General features: G+C 39.6%; 15 protein-coding genes and 1 riboswitch. Of the genes, 2 read left to right on the forward strand and 13 right to left on the reverse strand.

Annotation, left to right across the window (positions count from 1 at the left end; genetic code table 11):
- Nucleotides 1-46: 46 nt before the first annotated feature.
- From FILTAD_RS10260 to prsW, 3 genes are all read right to left on the reverse strand, one after another.
- Complete coding sequence (locus tag FILTAD_RS10260; protein ID WP_124070681.1) at nt 47-1330, reverse strand: PepSY1/2 domain-containing protein; 1284 nt, start codon at nt 1328-1330, stop codon at nt 47-49.
- 90 nt (nt 1331-1420) lie between these two features.
- Nucleotides 1421-2209, reverse strand: coding sequence for a spore cortex-lytic enzyme (sleB, locus tag FILTAD_RS10265; RefSeq protein ID WP_124071185.1), 789 nt, complete (start codon nt 2207-2209; stop codon nt 1421-1423).
- A gap of 96 nt (nt 2210-2305) precedes the next feature.
- Nucleotides 2306-2989: a glutamic-type intramembrane protease PrsW gene (gene prsW / locus FILTAD_RS10270; RefSeq protein WP_124070682.1), complete on the reverse strand. Its 684-nt coding sequence runs from the start codon at nt 2987-2989 to the stop codon at nt 2306-2308.
- Between the two features lie 60 nt (nt 2990-3049).
- Between prsW and FILTAD_RS10275 the strand changes: the two genes are divergently transcribed.
- On the forward strand, nt 3050-3988 hold the full coding sequence (locus FILTAD_RS10275) for an asparaginase (RefSeq protein WP_124070683.1): 939 nt from the start codon (nt 3050-3052) through the stop codon (nt 3986-3988).
- Between the two features lie 51 nt (nt 3989-4039).
- Here the strand turns inward: FILTAD_RS10275 and FILTAD_RS10280 are convergent, their stop codons facing one another.
- The 5 genes from FILTAD_RS10280 to FILTAD_RS10300 all read right to left on the reverse strand — a co-directional run bounded on the left by FILTAD_RS10280 (nt 4040) and on the right by FILTAD_RS10300 (nt 9031).
- Complete coding sequence (locus tag FILTAD_RS10280; RefSeq protein WP_124070684.1) at nt 4040-5005, reverse strand: YpdA family putative bacillithiol disulfide reductase; 966 nt, start codon at nt 5003-5005, stop codon at nt 4040-4042.
- Between the two features lie 2 nt (nt 5006-5007).
- The gene (locus tag FILTAD_RS10285; RefSeq protein ID WP_124070685.1) at nt 5008-5805 is read right to left on the reverse strand and encodes a metallophosphoesterase; all 798 of its coding nucleotides are present in this window, start codon (nt 5803-5805) and stop codon (nt 5008-5010) included.
- Nucleotides 5806-5866: 61 nt separating this feature from the next.
- Nucleotides 5867-6475: a LysM peptidoglycan-binding domain-containing protein gene (locus FILTAD_RS10290; RefSeq protein WP_124070686.1), complete on the reverse strand. Its 609-nt coding sequence runs from the start codon at nt 6473-6475 to the stop codon at nt 5867-5869.
- Between the two features lie 79 nt (nt 6476-6554).
- The gene (locus FILTAD_RS10295) at nt 6555-7991 is read right to left on the reverse strand and encodes a RecQ family ATP-dependent DNA helicase (RefSeq protein WP_124070687.1); all 1437 of its coding nucleotides are present in this window, start codon (nt 7989-7991) and stop codon (nt 6555-6557) included.
- Entirely contained in the window at nt 7991-9031 is a 1041-nt protein-coding gene (locus FILTAD_RS10300; protein WP_124070688.1) for a YpbB family protein, read from the reverse strand. Before FILTAD_RS10300 ends, FILTAD_RS10295 begins: the two co-directional genes overlap by 1 nt.
- Nucleotides 9032-9140: 109 nt before the next feature.
- Here FILTAD_RS10300 and FILTAD_RS10305 point away from each other — a divergent pair, with 109 nt between their 5' ends.
- Nucleotides 9141-9392 (forward strand): ferredoxin, encoded by a 252-nt coding sequence (locus FILTAD_RS10305; protein WP_124070689.1) that lies wholly within the window; start codon nt 9141-9143, stop codon nt 9390-9392.
- 78 nt (nt 9393-9470) lie between these two features.
- Here the strand turns inward: FILTAD_RS10305 and FILTAD_RS10310 are convergent, their stop codons facing one another.
- From FILTAD_RS10310 to FILTAD_RS10330, 5 genes are all read right to left on the reverse strand, one after another.
- Nucleotides 9471-10052, reverse strand: a complete 582-nt coding sequence (locus FILTAD_RS10310) for an ECF transporter S component (RefSeq protein ID WP_124070690.1) — start codon at nt 10050-10052, stop codon at nt 9471-9473.
- Between the two features lie 214 nt (nt 10053-10266).
- Nucleotides 10267-10397: riboswitch (FMN riboswitch) on the reverse strand.
- Nucleotides 10398-10478: 81 nt separating this feature from the next.
- Nucleotides 10479-11669 (reverse strand): hypothetical protein, encoded by a 1191-nt coding sequence (locus FILTAD_RS10315; RefSeq protein ID WP_124070691.1) that lies wholly within the window; start codon nt 11667-11669, stop codon nt 10479-10481.
- The gene (locus tag FILTAD_RS10320; protein ID WP_124070692.1) at nt 11666-12199 is read right to left on the reverse strand and encodes an RNA polymerase sigma factor SigX; all 534 of its coding nucleotides are present in this window, start codon (nt 12197-12199) and stop codon (nt 11666-11668) included. The genes FILTAD_RS10315 and FILTAD_RS10320 overlap by 4 nt, the downstream gene beginning before the upstream one ends.
- A gap of 45 nt (nt 12200-12244) precedes the next feature.
- Complete coding sequence (locus FILTAD_RS10325; protein WP_124070693.1) at nt 12245-14023, reverse strand: ATP-binding protein; 1779 nt, start codon at nt 14021-14023, stop codon at nt 12245-12247.
- Nucleotides 14016-14735 (reverse strand): response regulator transcription factor, encoded by a 720-nt coding sequence (locus tag FILTAD_RS10330; RefSeq protein WP_124070694.1) that lies wholly within the window; start codon nt 14733-14735, stop codon nt 14016-14018. The genes FILTAD_RS10325 and FILTAD_RS10330 overlap by 8 nt, the downstream gene beginning before the upstream one ends.
- Between the last annotated feature and the right edge of the window lie 94 nt (nt 14736-14829).

The following is a 14829-nucleotide window of genomic DNA, read 5'->3' on the forward strand; positions in this document are numbered from 1 at the left end:
TCATGAGCGTGTTAAAATTCCAATGCGGTTTTCAATAAAAAAGTTTTTATAGTTTTTCAGTTTTAATCACTTCGGAAGTTTCAGTATCCACAATAACTGCATACGTTCCAATTTTCCCGTTCTCCTCATTTGTAACCGTTAAATAATGTGATAATCTTTGCTCTAGCCTATCATTTTCTACATAAGCAAGTTCATTTTTCATGATTTTCACGTTTGAGTGAAAGAAACTTTTCCAATCAACTTTTTTAATTTCTTGTTTTTTCGTATTTTCTTTTCGAATATACTCCGAGGCATCTAAACCGATTACTCCGGCATTGTCCTTCGCGACCTTCAAGTGGATTACATCAGAAAATACTTTTGCATCATATTCGGGTTCAACTCGGACATAAACCAAATGCCATGCTGTGTGGTTTTCTCTTGCCTCTTCGAAAACAACGTCTTTATAGTCGGCTTCCAAAAGAAACTTTTCCGTCTTTTTCTTAATTTCTTCAAACGGAAGGCTCTCTTTTCCAAATGGTCGTTCGGCAAGATAGGATAAGATGTGCCCGCCTTTTTCTGTTATGTCGATATAACCAATCGTTTGGTTTTCCGAAAAACGGATATGATAAAATGGGTAGGGTGAGCCAGGCTTGCTTTTTTCAACACCGATAATATCATTGGAAACAGACGGAAAAAACTTTTTAAAACGATCTACAGCTTCATCACTTGTTACTTTAGGATCCTCTAAATTTCGCAGTTCTTTTTTCTTCATCGAGTCGGATTCGCTGGCAGTCAAAGGGAAGTCACTCTCTGTATATTGTTTTACTGCGGTTCCCATGCCAGACCAATCATGTTCCGAATGAGCAGAGTCGAGCCTTTTATTCCAATCTTTAATGGATAATTTCCCACTCACCATACCCGCAGTCGCTACTTGCCACTCACTAGCAAGTTCATCCAGATTTTTTGAAGCCTGCGACATGACTTTGTGATACTCTTCATAATCTCCATCACGATCGGATCCCTTAGCGTAATTACCAAGTCTCCCCAAGTAGTTCATCCAAGATGTTGAAAAACTTGGGTCAAGCGGTAACGATGCTACTGAGTTTTTAATGTCGGAAGATAAGCGCCAAATATCTTCACGTGCTTTTTCCGAGCCATCCGTTTCGTTAAATAATAATGTTTTTTTAACTGCTGTATCCAATTCTTCCAGTTTTTCCGATGCATCTGTCATTTTTTTCGCATACTGACCGCTGAGTGCAATTGCTAAATTATCACTTTCAGTCACTTTTCCATACGAAAAAATTGCCAGGGCTGCAAAAGCATATGCTAAGATAAAAACTATTTTTTTCATAACACGGCTACATATCACTGAGTATCTGTTTGGTCCAGTGATTTTCGCCTACCCTCCCTACTAATGAATTTCCTACATAATCACAAAATATTACATACAAAAAATATGTGCGCCAATTTTTTTAATTTGCGGTCTTGACCAAATCCACTCACTTGTTGCTGTTATTGGGTTAAAGTAATAAATCGCGTTTTCGGTTGGGTCCCATCCATTTATTGCGTCTAAAACAGCCTCTTTTGCGCGTTTATTAGGTGTTAACCATATTTGACCATCAGCCACTGCGGTAAACGCACCTGGTTGGAATATGACCCCTCCTACAGAATCTGGGAATTCGGGGTGTTCGATTCGATTTAAAATGACTGCTGCCACTGCAACTTGTCCTTCATATGGTTCACCACGCGACTCTCCGTAAACCGCGTTAGCAATCAATTTCAAATCCCGGTCTGAATATTTAGAGGGCAGTTGTATATTTTCTTTTTTTCCAGCTCCCTTTTTTCCAGCTCCTTTTTTCACCTGTGACGCAAGGGGTGTTCCACCGTAATGTGTAAATTTATTTCCTTTTTTGATATTATCCTTTACAAACTTTTCATTGTACTGAGAAACATCGGCCAATTTCTTTTTTGTTGACGTCCCTGCGATTCCATCGACTGGCAGCCCATATTTTTCCTGAAAGTTACGGAGTGCCCAATAGGTTCCATAGCCAAACTCTCCATCAATTTCTCCTTTATAAAAACTGATATACTGGAGTCTTGACTGGAGTTCAATTACGTCATCGCCTAAGGCTCCTCGAGCAATCTGTTGAGAGCTAAACGCACCTGTATGAACTGGTGAAGTAACATAGACACAGCCAAGAAATAAAACAATCGTCAATACACGAATCATTACTTTTTTCACAGATCATTCCTCCTTGTTAATAAGCTTGTCCAATTTAGCGTAAATTATTATTTTCCATAAAAAAAGATTCGGTTTTTAACCGAATCATTCACCATTCTTATACGCTCTACGCCTAAACTGTTGCATAGCCAAAGTATGTGCATATTTTACCCGCGTTAGGCTGAACCACCAAAGGAACAACATGAACGGAATAATAAGATAGAGCCAAAGATCTTGAACAGCAAGAATGCCATTATACACAAAGTGTAGCCCGTATGGCGCAACAAGAGCAAAGAAAAGATAATTCTTTTTTTTGGACTCTTCAACAAACTTTGCACGACCGATATAGTATCCCATTACAACTCCAAATAACGCATGGCTTGACACGGGGAGTAAAGCGCGCATGAATGCCGTATCCGTTCCGAACGTCAACAAATAAATGATATTCTCAACAGTCGCAAAACCAAGTGACACACTTGCGCCGTACAAAATTCCGTCATAAGCGTCTTCGAACTCCACATGGCGGAAAATCGTGATCAATAAGACAAACCACTTAAAAAACTCTTCCAATCCACTTGTAAAAACAACGTTTCTAAAAAAGTAGTTAGAAAAAATATTTTCCTCTTCAAAAACATGCTGTATGAACATAATTGGAAAAGTCATTATAGCACCAAATAAAAATGTGTGGAATAATGTATGAGATGGTTCTTTTGCAATCTGTTTTCTTAAGTAGAAATAGCTGAAGAGCGCCAATCCCGGCGCAATCGCTATTGTAAGCAATATGAACATAGATGGCCCTCCCATTCCGATTCAGTATACCATTATTTACAGAAGCCAGGAGGTAATAATTTGAAGAAAAATATACTTCTTATCCATACAGGTGGCACGATTTCTATGGAATTGAACGTAGAAACAGGCGGGGTCATTCTAAGTGCCGCGAACCCACTTGCAATGGAGATTGATAAGATTCAGCAATTTGCACACATCACGGAATTGGAAGCATTTAACTTACCTTCACCACACATTACACATGAGCATATGCTTCAGCTCAGAGATATAATTGTAAATCAGACAATGAATCGTGAATTTGACGGGGTTGTAGTCACCCACGGGACTGATACACTTGAAGAGACTGCTTATTTCTTGGAACTTTCAACGAACTTTGAATTCCCTATCGTATTGACGGGGGCGATGCGATCGTCAAATGAAATTGGAGCCGATGGCGTTTATAATCTCATGTCTGCAGTTCGTGTAGCAGCTTCGGATGGTGCGGATAACAAAGGCGTTCTCGTTGTATTGAATGATGAGATCCATACAGCGACGAACGTGACGAAAACGCATTCCAGTAGTGTTTCCACATTCCAAAGCCCGCAATACGGACCGATTGGTATTGTAACTAAATCAGCTATCCATTTCCATCACGCACCTTTATCACGTGCATACCTTCCCGTGACTGTTATTAACAAAAAAGTGACCATGTTTAAAATTTACGCTGGCATGGAAACTGATTTGCTGATTTCCGCCTCAAATCTAGGTTATGATGGAATTGTACTTGAAGGACTTGGACAAGGTAATGTCCCTCCTGCACTATTAGTAGGTCTACGGCATCTGTTGAATGCTGGCATCCCTATAGTTCTTGTTTCCCGTTGCTTCAATGGAATTGCCCAAGATATTTATGCGTACGAAGGCGGCGGGAAAATGCTGAAAGATATGGGCATTCGCTTTGAAAATGGCCTTAGTGGTCAAAAAGCACGAATTAAGTTATTGCTAGAACTTTGCGCAATCTAAAAATACTGTTTCTTCAGCTGAGTTTAGTACAGCTGTAGAAACAGTATTTCTTTAATTTCTTTTTGACGCGATTGCGTTTGCAATTAGGCCGCCATGAAGTCTTCCGTTTTCGATGAAAATTTCATTAGCATTATTACCGGCAGCGATAACTCCCGCAATATAAAGCCCTTCGATATTTGTTTCCATTGACTCCTCATTGAACATCGGGCGACCATTATCAGTTGAAAATTTCATACCGATTTTTTCGAAAAACGAATAATCTGGATGATAGCCAATCATGGCGAAAACATAGTCATTTGGTTGCGTAAACGTTTCTCCACTTTTAGTTATCGTTACTGCATTCTCAGAAACTTTTGTGACATGCGCATTGAAATGCATGTCAACTGCGCCATTCCGAACGAGACTATCAAAACCGGGCAGAATCCAAGGCTTAACACTTGGCGAATAGGCACTACCGCGATATACAACTGTGACAGAAGCACCGGCACGTTCTAACTCGATTGCAGCATCAACAGATGAATTTTTTCCGCCAATTACAACAACCTTTTTCCCGAAGAAAGGATGCGCCTCTTTAAAATAATGAAATACGTTCGGCAGTTCCTCTCCAACGATACCAAGTTTGTTCGGATTGTCATAATATCCTGTGGCAATAACGACGTTAGTAGCTAAGTACTGTGCTTTATCGGTTTTAACAATAAAATCATCTTTTTCTTTGACAACACCTTCAACGGTTTCAAAACTGTTAATAATAAGCTCTTTCATCTTTACAACTTCCCTATAGTAAACAAGCGCATCATTCCGTTTCGGCTTCTCTATTGCTGTAATGAATGGGATATCCCCAATAGATAACTTTATGCTCGAACTGAAAAAGGTTTGATGTGTAGGGTATTTATAAATGGAATTGACAATATTTCCTTTTTCGATAATAAGAACGTCTAGTCCTTTATTTTTCAATTCAATTGCCGCCGAAAGTCCACATGGACCTCCACCGACAATTATTACATCTTTTTTGTTCATAGTTAGCTCACCTCTACTACACTTTCCCCGTAATTGATTTGAATAACGTGACTTTCTGGTGCAGCGCCAAGTCGAAGTGGAAGTGTCGACGTACCATAACCATTACTGATTAGTTTCGCACGACCTTCTTCCAAACGAAATTCCCCTTTATCTTGTAAACCATATTTCCCTATACGAATTTGTCCACCGTGTGTATGCCCTGCAAGCATTAATAACGGTTTACAATACTGTTCGACTATCCGGAACAATGACGGCGTATGCGTGACGACAATGACAAACTCATAGTCTTCAATATACTGTAAAGTTGAACCGAAATCGACTTTTCGGCTTGATGGATCATCCGAGCCACAGATGCAAAAACGTGGATGACCTGGAATAGTAGCACTTTCATTATCCAAAATCTTTCCACCATTATGCGTTATAATTTTTCTGATTTCATCTTCTTCTACTTCACGATCATTATTTCCCCAAACGAAAAATATTGGCCCAAGAGTTGCAAGATACCGAATATTTTTCTCTATACGCTTTAAAGGGACGCCTTTCTCCGCGAGATCTCCGCCGATAATAACAATATCAATTTCTCTCTCATTCTGGACTTTTTTAATTAGTTTTGCATCAATCTTCCGTCGGTGAATATCCGATATGAAGAAGACGGATAACTTATCAGTTGCAGCATCATGCGGACAAGCGTTCATTTCATGATGAATAACATTTCTCTTCTTAGCCGAAACAAACATGAAAGATATAAATCCAACAGACAAAGAGAAAAATGTCCCTAACAATTTGTTTATCGTAATCACGCATCCCCTCTCTATATGAAAAAGACAAAGCCATGAAACTTTGCCTCTTTCGAGTTTGTAATTATGGAATAACAAGTGTCTGCCCTACAACAATTTCGTTGGAAGAAAGACCATTTGCTTTTTTAATTTTATCAACGCCGTTACCCGAGCCGTAATATTTAAGTGAGATTCTATATAGGTTTTCATTACTTGCAACTTTATGCGTTTTAGGTGTACCTTTTTCTTCAGGCTCAACTTCTTTTTTCGGCTGCTCTACAATTACAGGTTTTGAATCCACCTTATCGACTGGATTGGTTTTTGTAACTGGTTTAGTCTCTTTATTTTTTTCTTTTTCTGCATCATCCACGGAAATATCTTTTTCAGTATCGTTCTTTCCATCAGTATTTTTGTTACTTGTTTCATAGAGGAAGGCTTGGTCCTCAACTTTAGCTGATGTTGCATCTCCTGGATTATAGAAATCGGATATTACATAGACTAAAATAACAACGGGCACTAATGTAAATAAGCCGAGAACGATATTAATCATCATATGTCCAGATTTCTTTTTTGTTCGATGATTTTTCCGATGTAATTCGGCACGCGATGGTAAGTTCTCCTCACCAAGTTCATCATCAAAACTGATTTCCTTTCGATGCTCTTCGAATTCAGTTTTATAATCATCTTTTTCCATTGTCACATTCTCCTATCGCGAGGTGCTGTTCTTTCATTATGACGAGTTTTGTCGAAAAAGTAAATGGACAAAGAACCTGTCACCCTAGAAGTTCAATGAGTCTTTCCGTCCAGTTTAGTGGGCGTTTCGCTAAATTGGTCACCTGTGGTCCCTGAAGCCATCGATCATCCACTGTTCCACAGACTGAACAGCATGATTCCGGCTTTATAATTGAACTTTCGCCAAAAAACGTTAGAATCATCTCGCGGATGCATGTTGTGGAATAAATTAAACGGAGTATCGTCTGAAGTTGGAATTCCTTATCTTGTACCAATTTTTCCATTCGACGAACGACTTCTTCCAAATACATCCTTTCAAGATAATAGTCAATAATTCGTTTGCCTGTTGCAGTGATTTTTGCCATTTCTGCTGCTTCGTCAGACGGAATATTTTTTTGTAGTAAACTCGTATAATGACGGATTTCTTTTTCTGTTGGAATATCTCCTTGGATTATAAACCTTGTTCTTCCTTCATCTTCGTGTGAATACAATAATGTTGCTGCTGATTGCAATCCATCCCGCCCTGCACGCCCCACTTCCTGAATATAGCCTGCAATGGACTGCGGGATATGTTCGTGAATGATCTGTCGGATGTCTATTTTATGTATACCCATCCCGAAGGCATTTGTAGCACAAATCCAATTAATTTCCCCGCTGATGAATTGTTCTTGAATGAACGCACGGTCCTCTTGTTCTTTTCCAGCATGATAAGCCGCAATTGAAAGACCCTTTTCTTGAAGTAATGACGATAAATCATCTGCACGTCTGCGTGAAGCTACATAGATGATTCCAGGTCCTTTTGTTTCAAGAAGTCGTTGTTGAATCCACCTCGTTTTAGTAGTCTCGGAATCCAAATCCATAATTGTATACGAAATGTTCGGTCGATCCAATGGATATTGGTGAAGAGTCGGTTCTTCTAAATTCAAATAATGACCAATATCCCTTATCACTTTTTTATCAGCAGTCGCCGTGAGTGCTAAAACGGGAGGACGGCCCTCATATGCAAAGAATTCACCAATGTGTAAATAATCAGGTCTAAAATCAAATCCCCATTGGGAAATACAATGGGCCTCATCCACTACTATTAAAGACAAGTTTAGCCTTTCTATACTATTTTTCACGGATTTCCGTAAAAGCATTTCAGGTGAAATGAAAATAAATTTATAACGCTCCAAATTGGCTGTAATCTGTTTCTTTTCTGTATAATTTAAAAATGAATTTAGTGCAATAACTCGTTTTTCACCATATCTCTTCATATTCGCAACTTGGTCTTCCATTAGCGCAACAAGTGGTGAAATAACGAGGACTGAACCATTCAATACATAACCGGGCAGTTGGTAACATAACGATTTTCCAGTGCCAGTTGGCAAGATGGCAATTGTATCCTTACCTTCTAGCACATCCTGAATGACTTGCTCTTGACCGGGTCTGAATTGGTCAAATCCAAATTTATTTTTGAGTACTGTATGTATATCCATTACGCACCCTCCCCTGTTCGTGCGCCCAAAATGAGGCGTAATTGGAAATAGGTTAATGACTTAAACTCGTCTTTTAATAGACGCAATCTTTTTGTCCCGAGTTCATTCATTTTTGCAATGACCGCGATTGTCTCTTCTTCCGACACGAACATCTGAAGAGGAAAATCAGTGTTGTTAATTGACATTTCAACAAAATGGTCTTCAATTGTACTGACTTTTAATTGGCGTGCAGTGGCAATCTCTTCAATTGACATACCCTGATCAAATAATCGTTTCGTTTTTGTAGAAGACTCCGTCAAATAGGAGGACACTTTTATGTCTGCCGCCATTTTTTGTAACAGTTGCAGGTCTGTTGAACTTTCTATAACAGTCAATAGCATATGTAGGCTTTCTATAAACATCAGACGAATAGTAAACGGATTTAGTTTCAAACTTTCCGCTAACTGATCCCATGTCCATCCTGATAATCCGTAGCCAGCCAATCGATGTGTAAAAATGACCTTTTGAAGGTCACTCATTTCACTTCGAATAATGCCTATCGTTAACTCTTCACCTACTTGGCGGCTGAATAATGGATTTTTAATCGGTAGCTCATATAACAATTTCTTTACAAACGTTTGGATATTCATATCTTTTTGAATAGGCATAAATGACTTTTTCCCCGCTCGAATATTTGACATCGTTTGGACGGTCAAAGTTAATCTTCCATAGAAAATCATCTCTCTTCCCCTGTAATCCCAACCATAAAAGCGATAAGATGGTAATATCGAAAGTTCCAATCGTCCTTTCTCCGTCACAGTTACAAGAGAGTCATCCGATGTAGCGATATAACCTAATTCAATAAGTCTATTTGCTGCCTCATCGAACGTCACAATACGCAGTTTCGGAAGTAAACCGAAAAATGGTTTCAAGCCATAGTATTCAACATCTTGCAATGTTTGGCCCGAACGTTTCCCTCGCAATAGATGGAACCCCGCGTAAATAGTGCGCTCCCCGTCCAACTTATTTATAATTGTTAATAGAATGGATGAAAGATTCAAAGGAAATTCCCCCAGCTCTTAAATGTTTTTTGTTGAAAATCCTTGGCAATATCATTAGAATGAATTAGGAAGCACATTGATTGTCCGGAGAAAAAAGGAGAGAAATAGAATGCCTAAATATACAATTGTCGATCAGGATACATGTATTGCATGTGGTGCATGTGGCGCCGCAGCCCCTGATATCTATGATTATGATGACGAAGGAATTGCTTATGTTATTCTTGATGATAACACGGGAACAACGGAAGTTCCAGACGAGCTACTAGAAGATTTGGAAGACGCATTCGATGGTTGTCCGACTGATTCGATTAAAGTCGCAGATGCATCATTCGATGGCGACCCATTAAAATACGAAGAGTAAACAATAGATTGTCCACCACCGGAAAACTTTACAAATAAATAGCGCGTATCCCATATTTAATGGGATACGCGCTATTTATTATGCCATCAATTGAGCCCTTTGTTGTGCAATCCATTTTTTCATACTTCCGAAGAGAAGTAAGGAAACCGTCATCAAGATAATTCCTTTTATTAAGTTGAACGGTAAAATTCCAAGGACAATCATTTTATATAATGCTTCACTCGAATTTACAGGTGCATTGAGAAAATACGTATACATCGGCAGGAATAGTACGTAGTTGAGTACACTCATTCCTACAGCCATCGCCACTGTGCCTGCAATCAGACCTGCTGTAAGCCCTTTTGTTGAACGGAATTTATTGAAAATCCAATAAATCGGTAAAATGAACAGGATGCCCGTCGTAAAATTCGCGATTTCACCAACAGGAACGCCCGTTGGACTTCCAGACATGAACCAATGCATTAGATTTTTGATCAATTCAACGGAAATACCGCCCACAGGTCCTAGTGTCATAATTGCCAATACAGCGGGAATCTCACTGAAATCGATTTTCAAAAATCCTGGTAGTGGCGGAATAGGGAAGTTGAATTGCATCAAAACAGTCCCGATACTCCCAAGTATTGCGATGAGAATCATTTTCCGTAGCTTGTTATTTTTCATTTGTTCCTCTCTCCTTTTGCGATTCACTTCAAAAGAGGAAAGGTCGGTCCGCATTTTATGTCGACAAAAAATCCCAAAAGCAGTTAAGCTCAAGGGAGTTGAAAGGCACACTTAAATAGGATAATAAAAGGAGGCTGATTGTATACAGCTCACATTTTTAATCCGAACTTAAATAGGCTTTCTCTTTGTAGACAACACAAAAAGACGGCCGCACCTTCACCTTCTCCCATCCAGACTATACTGTCGGCTCCGGAATCACACCGGAATCAGCTGTTAAGCTCGCGGGCTAGGAAATGAATTTCCATTACCGCCGGTCGGGAATTACACCCTGCCCCGAAGATGAATCAATATTTTAATACAACCTTATTGTATACAAAAGAAAGTACTTTGTAAACAATCATTGTTTACAAAGTACTTTCTCTAAGGTTACTCTGGAAATGGAATCGGATTGACGCCCACCGGTTTTGGCAGTGCGCTTGTTAAATCATATTTCCCGAAATTATCTTGAGCAATGTTTTCAAGACGAATTCGTTTATTATAATTACCTGCAGTTAACATAAATCCTTCAATCATCGCAGTTGCTTCACTCGGATCCATTGTGAGTAGATTAAGTCGTTTTGTAAACGTAATGATCGCTATTTCTCCTGATTCTCTCACATCATATTGAATTGTTTCAGGAACGAGCGGCTTAACAATATCGTTTTGTGCTTCTTTCATAGCTTTTAAAGCTTCTGTAACAGTGACTGTATGATCAGCCTCATATGGAATAAGGTAAAACTCACCGGAAGGCATAACATATTTGTAATAGGGTAAATGGCGTTTTAACCCGACCGGTTTGGTCGTACCAACTTGATCGAACACGGCAGGATTGTCGTTCTCATTTACCGTTTTAAACATCGAATACCCTTTAAACGTTTCCCGCATTGAATTCATATATACATAAATTGTGGCCGAAGACATGTCGTAGCTGTGCTCATCCGGAACTTGATGTATGATTGTTTGTTTTTGTGCAGTTACTTCACCCCTATACGGATGATAGTCATCAAATCCAAGATCCATTTCTGGTATGATGGCTGCATATTTATTATACAATGCCACATTGTCCGGTTCTTCTTTTGGGAAGTCTTGGGCTATCCGGTCACCTGGTATAAGAAATGTAGCGGGAATAATTGTAGCTGATTCTGTCAAGGCAATTCTGAAAGTAGACGCCCCGTGTAATTCATCCTGAAGGACGATATGACTTTCAGGGACTATCCCCTTAAGATCAAAAGCCATAACGTCCATTCCATCGTTTGCCTCAATACTAGCCTCTTCAGTAGACATTGCGGACCTATCCGCGTTGTCGTCTTGAATGATAGAAACCTCTGAGGCAGCGTCCATCTTCGCATTGTCATTTCCTCGCATCATAGAAGGAATAAGTATGCTAAGAATCAGTAAAGCTGCAACTGTAGCCATCACTGGCAACCACTTCTTCGAATGACTGTGAGGTGTAGACTTTAATCGCTTATCTTGGTTCAAGCGTGCTAAAATTTCTGATTTCGAACGACTATCATGTATATCCGGTACATCCTTCAATAGATGTTCAATCTTTTTGTCATTCCACTCTTTATCGTTCATTTATTCCCCCCCCTCTCTGTCGGAAGAGCATTCAATTTCTTTTGCAATGCCTTAATTGCCCGGTGTTGCGTAGTTTTCACTTTACCTTCCGTCCAGTCAAGCGCTTCAGCCGTTTCAGCGATTGACAAATCATGAAAGTAACGCATTATGATAACCATTTTCTGATCACCCGTGCATGTATCGAGTGCTTGTAACAGTTCTTTCATCTCTTCACTCAGCGTTACAATTTCTTCCGGCAAAATCCCTGTCGAAACTAATTCACTTTTTTCCCAATCGAACTTATCGAACAAATGCTTTTTCCGTACGGCATTTTTTCTAAATTGGTCGATTGCAACATTTTTAGCGATTGAAAAGAGCCATGTCTTTTCGGAACTTTTCCCCTCGAAACCGGAATATGCCCGTAACACCCTAACGTATACTTCGTGCATAAGATCCTCAGCTTGGTCACGATCTCCCGTTAAATAGATGAGAAACTTAAAAACGTCATGGTGAAACTGTTCATAAAGCCGATGAAAAACGGAGTCGTCCATGAAATACCCCCGTTCATAGAATTAGTCGTAATTCAGGCAATTAAGTTACATATTTTTAAGTGGCAAAATACAACTAAAAAGAGTACCTTCTTTTTCTACTTTTATTGCGGAAATAGTTCCACCGTGTGAGTCAATGATATTTTTAGCAATTGCTAGACCCAGCCCGGTTCCACCTTTTCCTCTCGTCCTTGCTTTATCCGCTTTATAAAATCGTTCGAAAATATAAGGCAAATCTTCATCTGGGATGCCGACACCCGTATCTGTAACTGTAACTCTTACCGTATCTTTATTCGTTTCGACGCCAAGGGTTACATGTCCTCCATCAGGAGTGTGACGGATTGCGTTATCCAGGAGATTCGTAAAGACCTGTTCCAACCGATCACCATCTGCATGCAACACGAGTTCCATATCCACTGTATGCTCAAATGTTAAATCTACATTTGAATCGCGAGCGACCTGCATGAATTTGTTAACGATACGGTCAAGAAACGGAACGATTAATAAATCATCTTTGTAAAGCCGCATATGCCCAGATTCCATTCTCGCTAGATCCAGTAGGTCGGTTACAAGACGGCCCATCCTTTTGGACTCTTCATGGATTATTTGCATAATCTCATTGCGTTCCTCGTCGCTCGTAGAGACACCATCGATAATCGCTTCACTATACCCTTGTAACATGGAGATAGGTGTACGTAGCTCGTGTGAAACGTTTGCGATGAAGTCTGAACGCAGTTTTTCCAATTGATGTTGCTCTGTCATATCCCGAAGAACTGCAACGGCTCCGCGTATGCTATTAGCACTGTATAGCGGGCTAATGGATATCATATAGAACTTTCCACCTAACTCCAGTTCCTCTTCAAGTTCTTCGGCAAATGATATCACATGTTCAAGCATATGCACGATTTCTGGCGGAATGAGTTCATCTCTTGTACTGTTTTTAAAAAGCCAATTCTGCAATAATTTTTCAGCTTGAGGATTGCTGAGTAATATTGTGGAATCTCGATTGAAAGTAATAACTGCATCCGTCATCGATGTTAGTATACTGGAAAGTTGCTCTTTTTCTTGATTGATGAGTTCAACATGGTATTTTAACTGTTTTCCCATCTGATTAAAGGCGGTTGCAAGTTGACCAATTTCGTCATTTTGTAGAACTGGCAGACGTGTATCAAAGTTTCCTTTCGACAATTCGAAAGCTGCTTGACGCAACCCACGTAAAGGGGATGTAATCCTTGTTGAAAGGAAGAATGCGAATATGGTCGTTAATATAAAGGCGATGAATGCGGATAAGAAAACGATATGTGTCGTTCGTTTTGTCGTTCTATGAACAGATTCCAAGCTTTGATAAATGACAACGGAGCCTTTCAGTTCAGCCTCTTTATCAAATGAGTCAATGATCACCATATATTCTTCTAAAACGCCGTCCTCAGAAAGTGAAGGCAACATCATTTCTTTTAAAACAGGATTATCTTTATCGACGTTAAGTATAAAATTGGAGTCCGATAAAATTTTTCCCTCAATTTTATCTGTGTTCAAACCTGTATGGAATTGATGAACGATTTTTCCATTGTTATTTAATATCATTGCATTGGTTTCGTCATCCAAAATGTCTTGTATAATTCTACCCATCGATATTGGATCATCATCATCCATAACAATCTTCCCGATTGTTGTAGCCTCTCTTCGCAATGAATCCTCAGCTTGAGTAGTATGGAAATTATCGAGAAACTCCAACAGCAGTGCAGTCACAATAAATAGGACAAAGGAAACGAGAAGCAAAATGGTTGCCCACAGCTTCCCGACGATTGAATTCCATATCCTATTCATTGTGGACCTCGAATTTGTAGCCGACACCCCAAACAGTTACAATCATTTTTGCAGAGCGTTCTGAAACACGACTCAACTTTTCGCGAAGTCGCTTAACATGTGTATCCACTGTTCGAAGGTCCCCGAAAAATTCATAGTGCCAGACCTCTTTTAAAAGCTGTTCTCTATCGAAAACTTTGTCAGGTGATTTTGCAAGAAAATAAAGAAGCTCATATTCCTTTGGCGTCAAATTCACTTCCGTACCTTCCGCCGTAACGCGGTGTGCATCATGATCTATTGTCAATTGTGGGAATACGACTAAATCTTTTGATGTAGATGTAGGTGAAGTACCCGAAAAAGCAACAGACCTTCGAAGTATGGCTTTTACGCGTAACACTACTTCCCGCGGACTAAACGGTTTAACTATGTAATCATCTGCACCAGATTCGAAGCCGGTTACGCGATCAGCTTCTTCCCCTTTTGCTGTAAGCATAATGATAGGTATCAGCATTTTCTTTTCTCTTAATTGTTGTAATACTTCAAGACCGTCTACTTCAGGCATCATTTGATCGAGCAGGATACAATCATATTGATTTGTAAGCACCATTTCAAGCGCCTCTGCACCATCTACTGCTTCATCTACTTCATATCCTTCACGAGTTAGGTACATCGTTAAGAGTCGGCGAATCCTCTCTTCGTCATCAACGACTAATAGTGTCACTTTTTCTTCCATAACTTATTACCCCTTTCGATATGCTTCTAACTCCATTGTACAAGCGGTTCTTTGAAATTGAAATAAAAAGGCTGTACAGCAATTTTTCAACTGC

It is taken from the genome of Filibacter tadaridae, from assembly GCF_900609045.1.
GTDB lineage: Bacteria > Bacillota > Bacilli > Bacillales_A > Planococcaceae > Sporosarcina > Sporosarcina tadaridae.